Raw genomic sequence first — 18,265 nt, forward strand, 5'->3', positions numbered from 1 at the left:
ATGCACCTGCACGACCTCTGGTTCATCCTGATCGCCGTCCTGTGGATCGGCTACTTCTTCCTGGAGGGCTTCGACTTCGGCATCGGGATCCTCACCCGGCTGCTGGCCCGCAACACCGCCGAACGCCGCGTCCTGATCAACACCATCGGCCCGGTCTGGGACGGCAACGAGGTGTGGCTGCTCACCGCCGGCGGCGCCACCTTCGCGGCCTTCCCCGACTGGTACGCCACCCTGTTCAGCGGGTTCTTCGTCCCGCTGCTGGTCATCCTGGTCTGCCTGATCGTCCGCGGCGTCTCCTTCGAGTACCGGCACCAGCGCAGCGGCGAACGCTGGCAGCGCAACTGGGAGCTGGCCATCTTCTGGACCTCCCTGCTGCCCGCCTTCCTGTGGGGCGTCGCCTTCGGCAACATCGTCCGCGGCGTCGAGATCGACCAGGACAAGAACTACGTCGGCACCCTCTGGGACCTGCTCAACCCGTACGCCCTGCTCGGCGGACTCACCACCCTGGTGCTGTTCACTTTCCACGGCGCGGTGTTCGCCGCCCTGAAGACCACCGGCGAGATCCGGCTCCGGGCCCGCGTCCAGGCCACCGTGCTCGGACTGATCACCGCCGCGCTCGCGCTGGCCTTCCTGATCTGGACCCAGATCGACTCCGGCAACCACTGGAGCCTGGCCGCCACGATCGTCGCCGTGCTCGCCCTGCTCGGCGCCCTCGGCGCCAACCAGGCGGGCCGCGAGGGCTGGGCGTTCGGCTTCAGCGGACTGACCATCGTCGCCGCCGTCGGCATGCTCTTCCTGTCACTGTTCCCCGACGTGATGCCGTCCACCCTGAACCCCGACTGGTCGCTGACCGTCAGCAACTCCTCCTCCTCGGGCTACACGCTCAAGGTGATGACCGTCGTCGCGGTGGTCTTCACCCCGCTCGTGCTGCTCTACCAGGGCTGGACGTACTGGGTCTTCCGCCGCCGGATCGGCGTCCAGCACATCCCCGCCACCGCCCACCACTGAGCAGGAGCACCGACCGATGGACAGCCGGCAGCGGATGCGTCCGATCGACCCCCGGCTGCTGGCGTACGCCCGCACCACCCGCGCCTTCCTCGCCGGCTCCGTCCTGCTCGGCGGGGTCGGCGCGGCCCTGCTGGTCGCGCAGGCCGCGCTGATCGCCGACCTGGTGGTCCGGGCGTTCCAGCGCGGCCAGTCGCCGCTGTGGGGGCCGCTGCTCGGCCTCGCCGCGGTGACGCTCGGCCGGGCCCTGGTCGCCTGGCTCACCGAACTCACCGCGCACCGCTCGGTCGCCACCGTGAAGTCCACGCTGCGGCGACGGCTGCTCGACCACGCCACCGCGCTCGGCCCCGGCTTCCTGGCCGGCCGGCGCAGCGGCGACCTCGCCACCCTCGCCACCCGCGGCGTCGACGCCCTCGACGACTACTTCGCCCGCTACCTGCCGCAACTGGCGCTCGCCGTGGTCGTCCCGGTGGTCGTCCTGGCCCGGATCCTCGGCGCCGACTGGGCGTCCGCCGCGATCATCTGCGGGACGCTGCCGCTGATCCCGCTGTTCATGATCCTGATCGGCTGGGCCACCCAGGCCCGGACGGACCGTCAGTTCGCCGGCCTGTCCCGGCTCTCCCACCACTTCCTCGACGTGGTCGCCGGCCTGCCCACCCTCAAGGTCTTCGGCCGCGCCAAGGCCCAGGCCGCCGCGATCGGCCGGATCACCGAGGACTACCGCCGCGCCACCCTGCGCACCCTGCGGCTCGCCTTCGTCTCCTCCTTCGCGCTGGAACTGCTCTCCACCCTCTCCGTCGCCCTGGTCGCCGTCTCCATCGGCTTCCGCCTGGTCGACGGCACCCTCGACCTGGAGACCGGCCTGCTGGTACTGGTCCTCGCCCCCGAGGTCTACCTGCCGCTGCGCCAGGTCGGCGCGCTCTACCACTCCAGCGCCGAGGGCCTGGCCGCCGCCGGGAAGATCTTCGAGGTCCTGGAGACCCCGCTGCCCGAGCCCGGCCGCCGCCCCGCCCCGCCGGTGGCCGGTACCGACATCCGGATCGACGGCCTGACGGTCCGTCACCCCGGCCGCGCCCAGGACGCCCTGCACGAGGTCTCGCTGCTGCTGCCGGCCGGCCGCACCACCGTCCTCACCGGACCCAGCGGGGCCGGCAAGACCACCCTGGTGAACGTCCTGCTCGGCTTCGTCCGCCCCGACGCCGGCCGCGTCCTCATCGGCGACCAGCCGCTCGCCGACACCGACCTGGCGAGCTGGCACGCCCAGCTCGCCTGGGTCCCGCAGCACCCCCACCTGTTCGCCGGCACCGTCGCCGAGAACGTCCGCCTGGCCCGCCCCGACGCCACCGACGCCCAGCTCGCCGCCGCCCTCGCCGCCGCCCACGTCGACTTCGCCGGCCCCGACACCCGGCTCGCCGAGAACGGCCACGGCCTCTCCGCCGGCCAGCGCCAGCGCCTCGCGCTGGCCCGCGCCCTGCTCGCCGACCGCCCGCTGCTCGTCCTCGACGAACCCACCGCGCACCTCGACCCCGTCACCGAGGCCGCCCTGCTGGACACCCTCGGCCGGATCGACCGCACCGTCCTGCTGATCACCCACCGGCCCGCGCTGGTCGCCCTCGCCGACCACCACGTCCGACTGCCCGGCACCCCCGCCCCGCACCCGCCGCCGCGATCCCCGCCCCGGCCCCGGCCGCCGCGCTGGCCGAACCCCGGCCCGCGCACCGGGACGAACCGGCGCCCGCCGCGTCGACCCGGGTGCCCCGGATGTGGCTCGCCGTGCTGCTCGGCTCGCTCGCCCTCGGCTGCGCCGTCGCGCTGATGGGCACCTCCGGATGGCTGATCTCCCGCGCCTCGCAGATGCCGCCCGTGCTGTACCTGATGGTGGCCGTCACCTCGGTCCGGGCGTTCGGCATCGGCCGCAGCGTGTTCCGCTACGCCGAGCGGCTGGTCTCGCACGACGCCGTGCTCAAGGCCCTCGGCGGGATCCGCACCGCCGTCTACCGCCGCCTGGAACAGCTCGCCCCCGCCGGACTCCCCCAGTTCCGGCGCGGCGACCTGCTGTCCCGGCTGGTCGCCGACGTCGACGCGGTCCAGGACTTCCACCTGCGCTGGCGGCTGCCCGCCGCCGTCGCCGCCGTGGTCTCACTGGCCGCCTCCGCCGCCCTCGCCGCGTTCCTCCCGCTCGCCGGACTCGTCCTCGCCCTCGGCCTGCTGCTCGCCGGCGCCGGCGTCCCCGCCCTGGAACGCCGGATCTCCGGCCGCACCGAACGCCGGCACGCCCCCGCCCGGGGCGAACTGGCCACCGCCGTCCTCGACACCCTCACCGGCACCGCCGAACTGACCGTCGCCGGCGCCCTCCCCGCCCGGCTGCGCGCCACCCGCACCGCCGACGCCGCGCTGACCCGGCTGGCCGGGCGCTCCGCCGCCTCCGGCGCGCTCTCCGCCGGCCTGGTCGCCCTGGTGACCGGCCTGACGGTGGTCGCCGCCGCCGCGGTCGGCGTGCGCGGCGTCGCCTCCGGGGCGCTGCCCGGCGTCTGCCTGGCCGTCGTGGTGCTCACCCCGCTGGCCGCGTTCGAGGCCGTCGCCGCGATGCCCACCGCGGTGCGCTTCCGGGAGCGCGCCCGCGCCGCGCAGGAACGCCTCGCCGAAGTCCTGGCCTCGCCGCTCCCGGTCACCGAACCGGCCGCGCCCGAGCCGCTGCCCGCCGCCCAACTCCCGGTCGTCATCAGCGGACTGACCGCCCGTTGGCCCGGCGCCGCGCACGACGCGCTGCGCGGCGTCGACCTCGAACTGCGGCCCGGCCGGCGGGTCGCCGTGGTCGGCCCGTCCGGCTCCGGCAAGACCACCCTCGCGCACGTCCTGCTGCGCTTCGTCGAGCCGTCCGCCGGCAGCGTGCGGCTGGCCGGCACCGTCGACACCCGCGAACTCGCCGGCGAGGACGTCCGCCGGGTGATCGGCCTGTGCGCGCAGGACGCGCACGTCTTCGACAGCTCCGTCCGGGAGAACCTGCGCCTGGCCCGCCCCGACGCCGACGAGCCGCGACTGCGCGCCGCCCTCGCCCGGGCCCGCCTGCTCGACTGGGTCGACGGCCTGCCCGAGGGCCTCGACACCATGGTCGGCGAACACGGCGCCCGGCTCTCCGGCGGCCAGCGCCAGCGCCTCGCGCTGGCCCGCGCCCTGCTCGCCGACTTCCCCGTGCTGATCCTCGACGAACCCGCCGAACACCTCGACACGGCCACCGCCGACGCCCTCACCGCCGACCTGCTCGCCGCCACCGAGGGCCGCACCACCCTGCTGATCACCCACCGGCTGGCCGGCCTGGACGACAGCAGCGTGGACGAGGTGCTGGTGCTCGACGACGGCCGGGTGGTCGAGCGCGGCCGCTGGTCGCAGCTGGCGGACCGGCCCGGCGGGCGGCTCGCCGCGATGATCGCCCGGGAACGCGCGGGAGAGGCCCGAGCGGTCGCCGCCTGAGCCCGGGGCGGTTCCTCCGACGGCGCTCCCCCGGAGACGCCGTTCGAAGCGGTGTCGCCGGGCCCCGAAGTCCGGACGAACCCGGACGAACAGGCACACTGGTGACATGGATCACCCGGCCGCCGAGAGCGGTCCACCGCGCATTCCCGAGATCTCCTCGCTCGGGCTGGACACCCTCGTCACCGAGGTCTCCGAGCGCCTGCAGTCCGCCGCCGTCGTCACCGACCGGATGCAGCGGCTGCTGGAGGCCGTGGTCTCGGTCGGCGCCGGACTCGACCCGCACGCCACTCTGCAGCGGATCGCCTCCGGCGCGGCCGAACTCGTCGACGCCCGGTACGCCGCGCTCGGCGTGGTCAATCCGCACGGCAGCGGCCTGTCCGACTTCATCCACATCGGCGTCGACGACGAGACCGCCCGCCGGATCGGCCACCTGCCGACCGGACGCGGCATCCTCGGCGCCCTGATCGACGACCCCCGGCCGCTGCGGCTCACCGACCTGTCCACCGACCCCCGTTCGGTCGGCTTCCCGGCCGCACATCCGCCGATGGTGTCCTTCCTCGGGGTGCCGATCCGGGTCCGCGGCGAGGTCTTCGGCAACCTCTACCTGACCGAGAAGCAGGGCGGCGGCTCCTTCACCCCCGAGGACGAGCAGGTGGTGCTGGCCCTGGCCGCCGCCGCGGGCGTCGCCATCGAGAACTCCCGGCTGTACGAGGAGGGCAGGCGCCGGGAACGCTGGATCACCGGCGCGGCCGCCGTCACCACCTCGCTGCTCTCCACCGACGAGGCGCAGATCGCGCTCACCGTCGCCGCCGAACAGGTCCGCGAACTCGCCGAGGGCGCCCTCGGCATGGTCCTGCTGCCCGCCGGCGAGGACCGCATGCGGGTCGCCCACGCCTCCGGCGAACGCGCCGACTACCTCACCGGCGAACTGCTCCCCGAACACGGCCTCGCCCCCCGGCTGCTGGCCGGCGAAGCCGTCTTCCTGGACGACCTCGCCGCCGCCCCCGAGGCCGCCTCCGACGACCAGTTCGACCGCCTGGCCCGGGGGTTCGGGCCCGCCATGGCCGTGCCCATGGTCTCCGCCGGACGGGTGCTGGGCGCCCTGTGCGTGTGGCGGCAGGCCGGCACCGCGCCGTTCACCGACACCGAACGCCAACTCGCCGAGACCTTCGCCTCACAGGCCGCACTCGCCCTGCGCCTCGCCGAGTACCAGCGCAACCAGCAGCGCCTGGCCGTCTTCCAGGACCGCGACCGGATCGCCCGCGACCTGCACGACCTGGTCATCCAACGGCTGTTCGCCACCGGCATGATGCTGGAGAGCGCCGCCCGCCGGGCCGTCGTCCCCGAGGTCCAGGAACGCATCGGGCAGGCCGTCGACGAACTCGACGCCACCATCCAGGAAGTCCGCACCACCATCTACGCCCTCCAGCACGGCGACACCGACGACGAACCCGACACCCTCCGCACCCGGGTCCTGCGCGAGGGCAGCCAGGCCGCCGCCGCACTCGGCTTCCGGCCCACCATCACCTTCACCGGACCGGTCGAGAGCCTGGTCGGCGAGCAGGCCTCCCGCCAACTGCTCGCCGCGCTGCGGGAGATGCTCTCCAACACCGCCCGGCACGCCCGCGCCTCCCGGGTCGCCGTCGAACTCGACGCCACCGTCCACCTCGGCCCCGACGGCCGCCCCGTCGCCCCCGACCCCACCTGCCCGGGCCTGCCCGGCGTCCTCCTCACCGTCACCGACGACGGCGTCGGCATCCCCGACGGCGGCCGCCGCTCCGGCCTCCGCAACCTCACCCGCCGCGCCGAAGCCCTCGGCGGCGACGCCTGGCACGAACCCGGCCCCCACGCCAAGGGCACCCGCGTCCGCTGGACGGCCCGCCTCTGACGACCCGCCGGCGAAGGCCCCGGACCGTCGGGCCGCGCTCCGGTGGGTGACGACGCGTCAGAGCAGGGTCTCGATGACGGCGGCGACGCCGTCGTGCTCGTTGCTGACGGTGTGCCGGGCGACCGAGGCGAGGACCAGGGGGTGGGCGTTGGCGACGGCGTAGGACTGGCCGGCCCAGGCGAGCATTTCGAGGTCGTTGGGCATGTCGCCGAAGGCGACGACCTCGGTGGCGTCGATGCCGTGGCGGGTGCACCAGCGGGCCAGGCTGGTGGCCTTGGTGACGCCGGGGGCGCTGATCTCGATCAGCGGGATGGGGCTGGAGCGGGTGACCTCGGCGAGCGGGCCGACGACGGCGCGGGCGCGGTCGAGGAACTCGTCGGGGGACAGGTCGGGGTGCTTGCCGAGCAGCTTGAACAGGCCGTCGACCTGGCCGGAGGCGAGCAGTTCGGCGGCCGGCCCCACCGGATGGTCCGTCTCGGACTCCCCGTGGAAGACGGTGTACTCCGCCTCCCGGGCGAACCCGCCCGGGAACTCGAACGCGAAGGCGGTGCCCGGCAGTTCGGCGCGCAGCCGGTCGACGACGGTGAGCGTGGCGGACACCTCCAGCGGGCAGCTCTCCAGCAGTTCGCCGCGCCGGACGTCGACCACCGCGCCGCCGTTGGAGCAGATCGCCACGCCGTGGCCGCCGATGTGCGGGCCGAGGTGCCGCATCCAGCGCGGCGGGCGGCCGGTGACGAAGACCACCTGCACCCCGGCGGCCTCGGCGGCGGCCAGCGCGGCGGCCGTCCGGGCGGAGACCGTCCCCCCGGGGCACAGCAGGGTGCCGTCGAGGTCGGTGGCGATCAGGCGGGGGCGAGGGGAGATGGTCACCCGTCCATCTTCGCGCACTCGTGCGAGAACCGGGCCCGCCCCGGACCGGGGCGGGCCCGGGCGGTCAGCCGGCGACGTTCAGGGTGAGCGCCGCGGTGTGCAGCGTGCCGCCGGTCTGGAACTGCAGGAACAGCCGCCAGTCGCCGGCCTGCGGCAGTTCGGCGTGGAAGGACAGGCTCGGGCCGCCGCCCGCCCCGGCGGTCGCCGGGTCCTCCGGGTGCAGGTGCGCGAACGCCTGGTCGCCGGCGTGGAAGGCGGTCAGGTGCGCGTACGTCTCCAGGTAGGGCTGCAGGTCGGTGACCGGCTTCCCGTCCTTGCTGACGGTGACGGTCAGCTCCCCGGCCGCGCCGGCCTTCGGCGTGCCCGCCACCGCCACGGTGTACCCGTCGACGGTGGTGCTCGCGGCGGCCGCCGGCAGCGGCACCGCGACGGCCTGCCCGGCCACGGTGGCCGTGCGGCTGAGCACCAGGCCGGTGCCCCTGCCGCTGCCCGCGCCGGGGACGAACGAGGCGTACATCCGCCACTCGCCGGGCTGCAGGGCGGCCAGCGGGGCCGTCCAGGCGCCGTCGGCGCCGCGCACCGGGTGCAGGTGCTGGAAGCCGGACAGGTCGGAGCGGATCGCGTAGAAGTGCATCTCCTTGGTCTGCTCGGGCTGGTAGTCGGTCAGCACCTTGCCGTCCGGGCCGGTCACGGTGAACCGGTACTCGGAGCCGGCGAGCGCGCCGTCCAGGCGGTAGCCGCCCTGCTCGGCGGCCAGCCCGTCGGCGCCGTGGCCCGTGCCGGGCATACCCGCCATGCCGTCCGGGCCGTGGCTCATGCCCGGCATGTCGTGCCCGGCGGGAGAACCGGTGGCGGACGGCGCGGCGCCGTGGTCCATGCCGGGCATCGGGTCGCTGCCGCAGGCGGTCAGCGTCAGGGCGAGCGCGGCGGCTGCCGCGCCCGCCAGGAGGGCGCGGCGGGTGGTCGTGGTGGTGCGGGTCATCGGAGTTCGCTCCAGGGTGCGCGCGCACCGGCGGTGCGCGTTCGCGGACAGGACGCGGCGCCCGGCGGCCCCGAGGGGACGGCCGGGTGGCGCCCTCACCTGCGGGTGACGCAGACCAGGGTCAGCAACTCCCGCCCGCCGTCCGGCGGCGACCGGCCGCTCTGCGCCCCGCAGCTCCGCAGCGGCCCGGCGACGGCGGGCGGCTGCGGGTGGGTCCACGGCGCGGCGGCGGCCGGCGGTCCGGTCAGCGACGAGCGGTCGCGGGCCTGGGTGGAGACGCAGTCGGCGGAGGACCGCCCGTGCGCGCCCGGCGCACCCGCGGTAACCCGCCCGCCCGTCTCCTCGGCGTGCGCCCCCCGATGCGTCATCACCTCGGCGTCCTCGGCCCGGTGGCAGCCGGCGGCGCTCGCCGGGCTCCCGTGCATCAGGAACAGCCCGAGCAGCAGGGCGCACAGCACCGCCCACCGGGCGCCCGTCCGCCCGGCGGGAGCCGTCGCCCGCCCGGTCCGCCGCATCCGGGAAACGATACCCCCACCCCGTATCTGTGGAGGGTAAGAACCCGCGGGGGCGCCGCCGACAGTTGACGAGACGTCAGACGTCACGGCCGCCAGGCACGGTACGGGTATGACCGGCTGTTCCCGTTCGATGACGAATCACCGAGTCGACGTCCGGGTCGGTGTTCAGAGCGGCCTGGTCAACCACCTGCCCGCGGTCCCGCACTTCACCGTGCCGATCGTCCACCCCGCCGCCCCCCGCCGCCCCGTGCAAACCGCCACCACCGAGGCCCCGAGCGCCCCGGCCGCCACCCCGTCGACGCCGGCCGGCCCGACGCGGACCGCGGGCGGGAAGGAGGCGGCCGTTCCGGCCGCCGTGCCGGCCGCCCTGACCGCGGCCGGCTCGCCGACCCCGTCCTCCACCCCGGTCGGCGCCGGGAACCTCGCCTCCACCGGCGGCGGCTCCGGCTCGACCCCGATGCTGATCGGCGGCACCGTCCTCGTGCTGCTCGGCGCCGGCGGCGTCGCGTTGGCGGCCCGCCGTCGGGCGGCCCACCGCGGCTGACCGAAATCAGGTCAACTCCCTTTGCCGCGAAGCCCGTTGCGGTGTTCGGGGCGAAGGGCCGCAGGGCATTCCGGTTCGCGTGTTCGAACCGGTCCGCCTAGAGTTCCGCCGACGAAGCAAGCGGACGGATCGGGGAGAACGTGGCGGGCAGGCGGGCGGCAGGCAGTGCGGACGCGATGAGAGACCCGGCGGTCGGGGGCGCGGAAGCGGCGTACTGGCGGGCCATGACGGAGGCGGACGAGCGGGAGGCCCGCCGCAAGCGGACCCTCGGCATCACCGCGCTGGCCACCGGACTGGTGGCGGTCGGCGCGATGGTCGCGGTCGCCGTAATGGTGCAGGACTCCGCCGACGGCCCGTCAACACCCAGGACCGCCGCGGCCGGTGCCACCGCGTCCCCGACCGCCAAGCCCTCCGCGAGCGCGGGCGGGAAGAACGGCCAGGGCGGCCAGGACGGTCAGACCGGCCAGGCCGGCCACGAGGACGCCGGCGCGGGCGGCTCCGACGCGGTGCCCGGCCTCAAGCTCGGCAGCGCCGCGAAGGTCGGCGCCGCCGACGGCCGCGACGGCAAGGCGCTGCAACTGACCGGCACCGGCGACGGGTTCGCGGAGGCCGCCGGCGCGTCCGTGGACACCACGAAGGACTTCACCGTCTCCGCCGTGGTCCGCAACGACGCGGCCAGCGCGTCCAAGGCGGCGGTGTCGCAGAACGGCGAGCAGTTCTTCTCCTTCTACCTGGGCCGCGAGGACGCCGGCGCCAACAAGAACCGCTGGGTCTTCAAGGTGCAGACCGCCAACGAGACCGGCAAGACCGCGACGGCGCTGTCCACCGCGGCCGCCGCCACCGGGCGCTGGACCACCCTGACCGGCGTCTACAACGCCAAGGCGAAGACCATCTCGCTGTACGTGGACGGCACCCTCGCCCAGACCACCCCCGCGCCCTCGATCGTGACCGGCACCGGCCCGCTGGAGCTCGGCCGGGCCCGTTACAAGTCGGCCTGGGCGGACGCCTGGAACGGCTCGATCACCGACGTCCAGGTGTGGAAGAAGGCGCTGACGGCCGATCAGGTCTCCAAGGCGGCCACCGGGAAGCCCGGCGAGGCCCCGGCGGCGAACCTGCTCGGATCCTGAGCCCGGGCGCACGGAAGGGGGCCGGCGGATCGCCGCCGGCCCCCTTCCGTGCGCCCTCGCGGGCCTCAGCCCAGGCCGTTGACCTTCTTGTACTCGAGCGCGTACGCCAGCTTGCCCGGCTTGGCGTCCGAGTACGGCTTGCTCAGCTTGTCGAACTCGCCCTTGTTGGCGGCCTTCCCGGCGTTCCACTGGTCCAGCGCGGCCAGGTCGCCGGCGGTGAAGCCGGAGCCGACCACGGTGCTCTTCGGCAGCGCGGTCATCGCCTGGGTGGTGGCCTTCACGGCGGCCAGGTAGCCGGTCAGGTCCGACCGGTTCCACCCGGACAGGTCGACCGGGGCGGCGTCCCGGATCCAGCTGCCCCAGTAGAACTCCTGGAACGGCACCGAGTTCTGGGTGTAGCCGATGTCGCGGCCGAAGTAGAGCAGGCTGCGGTACTTGTCGTCCTGGAAGTTGGCCAGCCCGACCGAGGTCGGCAGCTTGTTGATCTTCACCGGGTTGCCCTGCGGGTCGCTCAGGTACACCCACTTGTTGGCCTGCATCCGCGCCCAGAAGTCCTTCTGGGTGAGGGTGCTCAGGTTCGCCAGCACCCGCAGCCGCACGTGCAGGTCCGCGCCGCCGTCCGGGGTCTCGTAGAAGGCGGTCAGCGTGTGGTGGCCGTCCGTCAGGAACGGCTCGCCGCCGGGGCCGATCACCACGGTCTTCATCGCGGCCTCGCTGTCCGCGGTCTCCCCGCCGACCGGCAGCGTGCAGGTGAACGAGGACGGGTCGTCCAGCCGCGCGCCCGGCTGCACCGCGACCGCCTCGATCCGGCCGTCCGCCTCGCACCAGTCGCTGAACTTCTTGTTGACCGCGTCCTTGCCGAGCGTGTACCGGCCGAGCTTGTAGTACACCTCGTCGTACCCGAGCGAGGGCTGCGTCGGGTGGACGTCGCCGATCCGCACGTCCAGCAGCTCCCCGGGCTCGGCGCACAGGTACCCGGCGAACGGCGTGTGCCGGTTGTCGTGCCCGCAGAACGACGGACGCTGCCCCGGGGCGCCGGGCGCGGCCACCGCGCTCGGCGCCGTGGCGGCAACAGTGACCAGGGCCGCGCCGACCGCCAACAGCGGTACCGCGGACGGGACTCGGAATCGCATGACACTCCCTGCGAAGCATGGCTGAATGTGCCCGTGAGCGTCGCAGCGGCCGGCCAACACGCGGTAACCCCGCCATGGCGTCCCGGAGAACGCGGATGAACGATCCCCGCCGGCCCGGCCGCGACGTCGCCTGCGGCCCGCATCACTCCGACCGTCCTCCCCCGGATGGTCATGGTTTCGGAAAGTCCGCTCTTCCCGGGCCGTCTCGGATCTACGTTCGAACGGATATGTGGATGCCGTCGGGGGAGGGCGTGGCATGGCGATCGAGCTGCCCGGTGAAGTGGTGGAGTTCCTGTCGTTCATCGGGATCAACTGGCCCACGGTGAACGAGGACAAGGTGCGCGAGTTCGCGTCCCATGTGCGGGAGTTCGCGCAGAACGTGGAGTCGGTGCACCAGCAGTCGACGTCGACGATCCAGCAGTTGGGGCAGGCGTACGAGGGGGCGTCGTACGAGGCGTTGCTGGCGAAGTGGGCGTCGCTGTCGGACAGTCACCTGAACGAGTTGGTGCAGGCGTGCCATGTGGTGGCGCAGGCGCTGGACGTCGCGGCGGACGTGATCGTGGCGATGAAGGTGGAGACGATCGGTGAGCTGATCGCGTTGGCGGCGGCGTTCGTGGCGGACCAGGCGGCGGCGGTGGCGACGTTCGGTGCGGCGGAGGCGGCGGTGATCCTGATTGAGGAGACCGCGAAGCGTCTGATCAATTATCTGGAACAGCAGTTGGAGCAGTACATCATCGCGCAGGTGGTGGAGGCGGCGATCGGTCCGCTGGTGGACACGGTGGCGAACGCGGTGCAGGGGATGGTGTTCCAGGCGGCGGAGGCGGCGCTGGGGGTGTCGTCCGGTGGCGGGGGCGGCACCGGCTTTCGGATCGACCCGGCCGCACTGGAGACGCACGCCCGCATGATGCACGACCATGCCGAGGCAGTCGCAGGCCACGCGCAGGCGTTCGGGGCCAAGGCCGGAGCGGTGAGCTTCGCGTGACCAATCGGATCGTGAAGGCCCTGGAAGACGGGGCGGAGAAGCTCGGCAAAGCCCTCGCCGAGGATGCCGGCAAGGCCGTGTCGAAGCTCTACCAGGAGACCGGGGCGAACCTCCGGAAGGTCGCCAAGAACACCGCGGAGGTCGAGGAGAAGCACGCGGCCGAACTCAAGAAGATCCTCGAGGACGGAAAGACGGACGCCCGCCCGGTCGCGCTGTCCGGCAAGGGACACGCGCCCGGCCACGGAGCGAGTCCGGCCGGGCCGCCCTGGCCCGTGGTCGACGGTGTCGCGGGCGCGGCGCGGGGAAAGAGCCTGAACCCGCCCCACCGGAGGCACACGCTGGCAGGGGTGAAGGGCGGTCAGGTCAAGGCGGAGAACAGTGTCATCCTGCGTGGATACGAGAAGGACGTGCACGACGACGTCGCGCAGATCGCGGCCGGCCGCGCGCACTGGAACGCGCAGACCCAGCGCTACGAGATCAACGGCCGGAGCTACGGCGTCGAGCCGCACGGAACCGTGTTCCCGGACTCCGGTGTCGGAATCGTCAACATGGACCGGAACGAGTACGCGGCGCTGAAGGAGCTGGCCAAGGCCGACGGAGACCCGTCGAAGGTGCCGGCATTCACCAGGGATCCCCGGTTCCGCGACAATCCGCACGTGATCACCAAGGCCCACGCCGTCTACCACGGGAAACACAAATGACGTACAACGTGCTCCTCACCAGCATGCTGTCGCGAGACCGCGTCGCCGCCGTCCTCGCGGAGCTGTTCCGGCAGCCGCTGGACGAGGTCGATGTCGCAGGCGCGGACGACTACGACCACCGGAACTGGGACGCGACCGTCAGTTGCACCTACGAGCCGGTCCACGGCGACGTCTCCTGGGCACTCGACATCTACGTACCCGACGGACACCCGGATCGCCCGGCCGAGGCCGAACTGGCGGCGGCGCTGGCCGAGGCGCTGGGGCAGCCGGTCCTGTTCCCCGCGGCGGAGCAGCTGCCGAGTGCCTACTGGCTGGCGGCGCCGCACGGCCTGCTGACCCGGGCCCGGCTGTACGAGTCGGACGAGGAAGAAGCCGGGTTCACCATCGACGCGGTCGGCCGCGCGGTGCCCGGACTCCCGAACGTACCGGTGGAGCCGCAGTCCGAAGTGATCCGGGAGCACCGGGTCGCCACTCCCGTCAGCGATGCGTTCAGTGCCTGGGTCGCCGAACGCAGGACCGGGAACGCCGCATCGGGCGGCGAGCAGACAGAGGGCGAGTGGTACGCCCGGACCCGGCTGGGCGCTTGGGAGTCCCTCGTCACCCGTATGTCGACAGGGTGGCCGCCCGACGGCTGGTACCCCGTCGCCTTCTACCAGGAGGACCTGGCACTGCGGGACGACCTGACGCAGACGGCCACCCAACTCGACGGGGAGAGCGCGGTTCGCTTCGCCGAGGCCCTTGCCCTGGTCGACGACGCTTTCCGCGTTCGGACCGTCGAGGACAGGGGCACGGCTCTCGCCGAAGCAACGGGTCTGCCGCGTCTCGAGCTCGCGCTGCGCGGCTGGTGGTGGCAGCGCCGCCCCGAGCCGGTTCCCTGGCCGCGACCCGGTGAATGAGCCAGGTCGGAGGCCTCTGCCGACCCCGGTGCCCGTACCGCCTGTTGAACGGGCACCGGTCCAACACCACAAGTGAACGCAGCCGGCCGGCTGTTGTGACGCAAGGTCAGCTGTGCGCACCCCGGCGACGGCGGAGGGCGACCAGGGTCGCGGCGCCGCCGGCCACCAGGGCGAGGCCGCCGCCCACCGCGGGGACCAGGCCGTCCGCGCCGGTGCTGGCCAGCGTGCCGGAGGTGGTGGTGCCGGGGGTGGTGCCGGTGACGACCGGGGCGCTCGTCGTCGCGGCCGGGGAACCGGTCGGGGTCGGGGTCGGCGACGGGGCCGGGGTCTCCGTGGCGCTCGGTGCAGGGCTGCTCGGGGCCGGGGAGGTGGGGGCCGGGGAGGTCGCCGGGTCGGTCGGCTCCGGGGTCGGGGTCGGGGTCGGCGCCGGGGAAGGGTCGGCGCCGGGGTGGTGCCCAGGAAGGCGAAGGTGCGGTGCGCCTCCGGGTTGCCGGCGCCCCAGGTGAGGATCTGGTACTCGGCCCGGACGTCCACCTTCCAGCTCACCAGCTCCGGCTGGGCGGCCAGGGTGTAGGAGACGGTGGTGTCACCGGCGGGGAGGTCGCACCAGATGATCGTTGTCGGAGAGTTGAGCTCGCTCGTCACGTGGTTGCAGGAGCCCGCGGGGGACGCCGTCGCGTCGGTGACCTTCACGCCGATCGGGGTCGGGAAGTAGGGCCAAGTGGGCTGACCCGCGGCGCTGTTGAAGTGGAGCTGGAGCTTGCCTGGGTCCACCGCGTGCACCGTCACCTGCTGGGTGACCGACGTGCCCGCCGGCAGGTCCGGGGCCGTCAGCTTGACGGTGTTCCGGGCCACGTGCCCGGGCGTCTCCACGGTGACCTTCGCGGCCGCCTTGCTCGCGGGGCCGCCGGCCGGGCTGCTGCCCGCCGTCTTCACCTCGGCCACGGCGTCCGCGACGTTCCCGCCCCGCGGCACGAAGACCGCGCCGTAGTAGGCGACCGTCCCGTCCGGCACGGAGTCGCCGACGGCGATCAGCGGCGAGGCGAAGATGTTGGGCGGGGCGGAGTCGCAGGTGTAGACGCCCGCGGTGCCGGTCACCGTCGCACAGGTCGAGTTCTCGAACCGGGTGCTCAGGTCGACGCTGATCCCGGCCGGGAGCTGGAGCGGGGCGGCGGCGTCGGTCAGCGGCTTCGCGCTCACGGCGTAGACCCAGGTGCCGTCCGCGATGCCGTACACGCTTCCGGGCGCCAACGGGCGGCTGTACTCGCCCGGTTGGAGCACGAGGTCCTTGAGCTGGAACGTCACGGGCTGCGGGTCCGCCTGGGCCGCCCCGGCGAAGGCGAGGGTCGTCCCGGCGCCGAGCGCGGCGACCGCGATCCCGGCACTCAGCCTGCGGCGTGAGGCACTTCTGGCCATGCGCATCTCTGTCTTCCTCGAAGTCGAATGGCCGCGGCTCGACCGCGGCGGCGCGAGGTCCCCCCTGCGCGCGGACGCAGCGTAGTCGAATCCGGTACGAACAGAGAACGCAATTCCCCCACCGGCCACGACCGTTGAGCCCCCTCCCGAACCGGCCCGGACGGCCGCCGGAATCGGGCGCGCCCTCCGGTCCCGGTGATCCTCCCATCCACCGGTGGAGCGAGGGACGGAAGACCTGGCGGCTGGCCGGGGAGTTGGAGTCCGCCGGGTCGGTGCCGACGCCGACGGCAGCAGCCTGTGCGACCGAGCGGATCCGGCTCGGGAAAGCTGGTGACCTCGGTCGAGCCTCGTTCACCCATCACCGTCTGTCGTACATCACTTGGTACTCCTGTGCGCCGACGCTCCGGATTCCGGAGGTTCGGGTGCTGTCGACGGCAGCGCTCCGCCCGGTACTACCGTCGACCGGCGGCGAGTTCGGCGAGGCGATCGCCGATCACCGAGACGCCGGGCCTGGGCTCCCGCGCGTAGTACCAGGGCTTGCGCCGGCGCAGCAGTTCCTCGCCGTGCTCGGCCCAGCTGAATCCGGGCTGCCGCAGGAGTTTCCGGAAGACCGCGTCGGCCGTCCCTGGATGGGTGGCGACCAGTCGGCGGATCGGCAGGGGCGTGATCGATTCCTCGCGCAGGTAGGTGCGCAGCAGGTTCTGGTGCTTCCGGCGGCCCGCCAGCTCAGGGGCGGTGAACAGGTCCCGCAGCATCCCGTAGTCCGCATAGAGGTTGAGCCCCTCGACCTCGTCGTAGATGACGCCGACGGTTTCCGCCTCCGCGAGTTCGGGCGAGAGTTCGACGGTCGGGAGATCCGGGTGGGGAAGCCGCTCTCCTCGGCCCCGGCCGGGGTGTGCGGCCGCGGTGGACTCCTGCCGCTGCCGGTAGTAGGCGGTGAGCAGGTCCGCGGCCTCGGCCGGGGGGAGGACGAGTTCGTCGGTGCCGGAGAACTCGACGAAGGCGGCCCGGTCCTCCCGCATCTGCTGCCAGCCCTGCTCGACCTTCTCGGGGTTGCGGAAGACCAGTTCGGGCCGGCTGACTGCCAGGTGGAGCGCGGCCCGGGCGATTTCGGCGGCGCTGGACCTGGGGTGGTGCTCCATCGCCCCCGAGATCAGCCACGTCCCCCCGTCCGGCTGGAGGGGCACCAGGCAGACGAGGAGGAACCCTCCCTTGGACACGCCGCGGAACGCGCCCCGCCCGAGGGTCGAGTACGTGCGGTACTCCAGATCGTCGACCAGGTTCAGCAGGACGACGGCTTCGCCGTCCTTGCGCCGCACCTCGAAGACCCCTTCGACCGGCTCGCGCCAGCTGAGCAGCATCTCCCGTTCGGCCCCGGTCAGGTCCCGCCGCCCGGCGACGAACCGGTCCACCACCGTCGAACCGTCCGGCAGGCGGTACCGCAGGAGGAAGTGGTCGATGATCCGGATCGCCTCGGCTTCGTCCAACCACCGCTCGGGGCCGGCCGCCTCCAGCAGCAGCGGCGTCAACCACCGGTCGAAGCGCGCGCTCTGCCCGAAGGCGACCAACTCACCCTTCAACTCGGCACTGCGATCGATCAGGTTGGCAAACAAGCGTGCGTCAGCGTCCACGGCACCACGTTAGCGATCGCCCCGACTCCTTCGCTCCGCGTTGCCGGCCCTCACGCCGGCAAGCTCGCGCGTAGGGTCGGCAGCATGCGACTGAGTACGGTGATCCTCCCCATCCACCGGTGGAGCGAGGGGCAGAAGATCTGGCGGCGGGCCGAGGAGCTGGGGTTCCACGCGGCCTACACCTACGACCACCTGAGCTGGCGGAGCTTCCGGGACGAGCCGTGGTTCGGGTCGGTGCCGACGCTGACGGCGGCGGCGTGCGCGACCGAGCGGATCCGGTTGGGGACGCTGGTGAGCTCGCCGAACTTCCGGCACCCGGTGACGCTGGCGAAGGAACTGATCACGCTGGACGACGTGTCCGGCGGCCGGATCTCGCTGGGCATCGGCGCCGGCGGAACGGGCTTCGACGCGACCGCCCTCGGACAGCAGGCCTGGTCGCCCAAGGAGCGGGCCGACCGGTTCGGCGAATTCCTGCCGCTGCTGGAGGAGTTGCTGACCAACGGGACGACCACCCGGGAGGGCGCGTACTACTCGGCGGTGGAGGCGCGGAACATCCCGGGCTGCGTGCAGCGCCCGCGGCTGCCGTTCTACGTCGCGGCGACCGGGCCGCGCGGCCTGCGGCTGGCGGCCGAGCACGGGCAGGGCTGGGTGACCTACGGCGACCCGAAGGGGCCCGCCGAGGTGCCGGTCGCGCAGGCGCCCGCGGTGATCGCCCGGCAGGTCGAGAAGCTGACCGCGGCCTGCGAGCAACGCGGCCGGAACGTCGGCGAGTTGGAGAAGCTGCTGCTGCAGGGCTCGACCGCCGAGCAGCCGCTGCAGTCGGTGGACGCCTTCGTCGACTGGGCCGGGACGTACCGCGAACTCGGCATCACCGAACTGGTGGTCCACTGGCCGGTGCCGGACTCGATCTTCGCCAACGACCTCGACGTCTTCGAGCGGATCGCCACCGACGGCCTGCGTCAACTCGGCTGACGCGCCGTCGGACCGGACGGCGGCCCCGGGCCCGGGACCGGCCAGGGGCCGCCGCAGAAAAGGTCGCCGGGGAGTCCTAGGCTCGTCGCATCCCGGCGCACGCACGGGACGAGAGCCTCAGGAGGGGTAAGG

Annotated in this window: 14 protein-coding genes and 1 pseudogene; 10 read left to right on the top strand and 5 right to left on the bottom strand. The window is 73.6% G+C overall.

Features of this window, described 5'->3' with window-relative positions:
* The 3 genes and pseudogenes from cydB (at position 1) to KCH_RS19090 (ending at position 6,364) form a co-directional block, all read left to right on the top strand.
* Entirely contained in the window at positions 1–1,008 is a 1,008-nt protein-coding gene (cydB, locus tag KCH_RS19080) for a cytochrome d ubiquinol oxidase subunit II (protein WP_035864545.1), read from the top strand.
* Positions 1,009–1,042: 34 nt separating this feature from the next.
* Positions 1,043–4,476 (top strand): annotated as a pseudogene (gene cydD, locus KCH_RS19085) (thiol reductant ABC exporter subunit CydD).
* 106 nt (positions 4,477–4,582) lie between these two features.
* On the top strand, positions 4,583–6,364 hold the full coding sequence (locus tag KCH_RS19090) for a GAF domain-containing sensor histidine kinase (RefSeq protein ID WP_084223750.1): 1,782 nt from the start codon (positions 4,583–4,585) through the stop codon (positions 6,362–6,364).
* Positions 6,365–6,421: 57 nt separating this feature from the next.
* Here the strand turns inward: KCH_RS19090 and KCH_RS19095 are convergent, their stop codons facing one another.
* The 3 genes from KCH_RS19095 to KCH_RS19105 form a co-directional block, all read right to left on the bottom strand.
* A complete protein-coding gene (locus tag KCH_RS19095) occupies positions 6,422–7,234 on the bottom strand; it encodes an HAD family hydrolase (protein WP_084223752.1) in 813 nt (270 codons plus the stop codon).
* Positions 7,235–7,298: 64 nt separating this feature from the next.
* Positions 7,299–8,216: a hypothetical protein gene (locus KCH_RS19100; RefSeq protein WP_035864548.1), complete on the bottom strand. Its 918-nt coding sequence runs from the start codon at positions 8,214–8,216 to the stop codon at positions 7,299–7,301.
* 95 nt (positions 8,217–8,311) lie between these two features.
* On the bottom strand, positions 8,312–8,731 hold the full coding sequence (locus KCH_RS19105) for a hypothetical protein (RefSeq protein WP_035864550.1): 420 nt from the start codon (positions 8,729–8,731) through the stop codon (positions 8,312–8,314).
* A gap of 130 nt (positions 8,732–8,861) precedes the next feature.
* Here KCH_RS19105 and KCH_RS19110 point away from each other — a divergent pair, with 130 nt between their 5' ends.
* Together KCH_RS19110 and KCH_RS19115 are read left to right on the top strand one after the other, a co-directional pair.
* Positions 8,862–9,275 carry an LPXTG cell wall anchor domain-containing protein gene (locus tag KCH_RS19110; protein WP_157032108.1) on the top strand — a complete coding sequence of 138 codons (414 nt, stop codon included), beginning with the start codon at positions 8,862–8,864 and terminating at the stop codon, positions 9,273–9,275.
* Between the two features lie 224 nt (positions 9,276–9,499).
* Entirely contained in the window at positions 9,500–10,402 is a 903-nt protein-coding gene (locus tag KCH_RS19115) for a LamG domain-containing protein (RefSeq protein ID WP_035864552.1), read from the top strand.
* A gap of 65 nt (positions 10,403–10,467) precedes the next feature.
* On the opposite strand, the gene KCH_RS19120 is transcribed toward KCH_RS19115, so the two are convergent.
* On the bottom strand, positions 10,468–11,535 hold the full coding sequence (locus KCH_RS19120; protein WP_035864554.1) for a ParB-like protein: 1,068 nt from the start codon (positions 11,533–11,535) through the stop codon (positions 10,468–10,470).
* A 256-nt stretch (positions 11,536–11,791) separates the two neighbouring features.
* On the opposite strand from KCH_RS19120, the gene KCH_RS19125 reads away from it, so the two are divergent.
* The 4 genes from KCH_RS19125 (at position 11,792) to KCH_RS19140 (ending at position 15,105) form a co-directional block, all read left to right on the top strand.
* Complete coding sequence (locus KCH_RS19125) at positions 11,792–12,517, top strand: WXG100 family type VII secretion target (protein WP_035864556.1); 726 nt, start codon at positions 11,792–11,794, stop codon at positions 12,515–12,517.
* Positions 12,514–13,218 carry a hypothetical protein gene (locus KCH_RS19130; protein ID WP_035864558.1) on the top strand — a complete coding sequence of 235 codons (705 nt, stop codon included), beginning with the start codon at positions 12,514–12,516 and terminating at the stop codon, positions 13,216–13,218. Before KCH_RS19125 ends, KCH_RS19130 begins: the two co-directional genes overlap by 4 nt.
* The gene (locus tag KCH_RS19135) at positions 13,215–14,114 is read left to right on the top strand and encodes a hypothetical protein (RefSeq protein ID WP_035864561.1); all 900 of its coding nucleotides are present in this window, start codon (positions 13,215–13,217) and stop codon (positions 14,112–14,114) included. The genes KCH_RS19130 and KCH_RS19135 overlap by 4 nt, the downstream gene beginning before the upstream one ends.
* A gap of 760 nt (positions 14,115–14,874) precedes the next feature.
* Positions 14,875–15,105 (top strand): hypothetical protein, encoded by a 231-nt coding sequence (locus tag KCH_RS19140; protein ID WP_035864563.1) that lies wholly within the window; start codon positions 14,875–14,877, stop codon positions 15,103–15,105.
* 877 nt (positions 15,106–15,982) lie between these two features.
* Here KCH_RS19140 and KCH_RS19150 read toward each other — a convergent pair.
* Positions 15,983–17,161: a hypothetical protein gene (locus KCH_RS19150; protein ID WP_035864565.1), complete on the bottom strand. Its 1,179-nt coding sequence runs from the start codon at positions 17,159–17,161 to the stop codon at positions 15,983–15,985.
* A gap of 84 nt (positions 17,162–17,245) precedes the next feature.
* Here KCH_RS19150 and KCH_RS19155 point away from each other — a divergent pair, with 84 nt between their 5' ends.
* Positions 17,246–18,133, top strand: a complete 888-nt coding sequence (locus tag KCH_RS19155) for an LLM class flavin-dependent oxidoreductase (protein WP_035864566.1) — start codon at positions 17,246–17,248, stop codon at positions 18,131–18,133.
* Positions 18,134–18,265 lie beyond the last annotated feature (132 nt).

Origin of the sequence: Kitasatospora cheerisanensis KCTC 2395 (assembly GCF_000696185.1) — a bacterium.
GTDB classification, from domain to species: domain Bacteria; phylum Actinomycetota; class Actinomycetes; order Streptomycetales; family Streptomycetaceae; genus Kitasatospora; species Kitasatospora cheerisanensis.

Bases quoted from the DNA above. Each gene is read 5' to 3' on its own strand.
- cydB (WP_035864545.1), top strand. From the start codon at position 1: ATGCACCTGCACGACCTCTGGTTCATCCTGATCGCCGTCCTGTGGATC.
- KCH_RS19090 (WP_084223750.1), top strand. From the start codon at position 4,583: ATGGATCACCCGGCCGCCGAGAGCGGTCCACCGCGCATTCCCGAGATC.
- KCH_RS19100 (WP_035864548.1), bottom strand. From the start codon at position 8,216: ATGACCCGCACCACCACGACCACCCGCCGCGCCCTCCTGGCGGGCGCG.
- KCH_RS19105 (WP_035864550.1), bottom strand. From the start codon at position 8,731: ATGCGGCGGACCGGGCGGGCGACGGCTCCCGCCGGGCGGACGGGCGCC.
- KCH_RS19110 (WP_157032108.1), top strand. From the start codon at position 8,862: ATGACGAATCACCGAGTCGACGTCCGGGTCGGTGTTCAGAGCGGCCTG.
- KCH_RS19115 (WP_035864552.1), top strand. From the start codon at position 9,500: ATGACGGAGGCGGACGAGCGGGAGGCCCGCCGCAAGCGGACCCTCGGC.
- KCH_RS19120 (WP_035864554.1), bottom strand. From the start codon at position 11,535: ATGCGATTCCGAGTCCCGTCCGCGGTACCGCTGTTGGCGGTCGGCGCG.
- KCH_RS19125 (WP_035864556.1), top strand. From the start codon at position 11,792: ATGGCGATCGAGCTGCCCGGTGAAGTGGTGGAGTTCCTGTCGTTCATC.
- KCH_RS19135 (WP_035864561.1), top strand. From the start codon at position 13,215: ATGACGTACAACGTGCTCCTCACCAGCATGCTGTCGCGAGACCGCGTC.
- KCH_RS19155 (WP_035864566.1), top strand. From the start codon at position 17,246: ATGCGACTGAGTACGGTGATCCTCCCCATCCACCGGTGGAGCGAGGGG.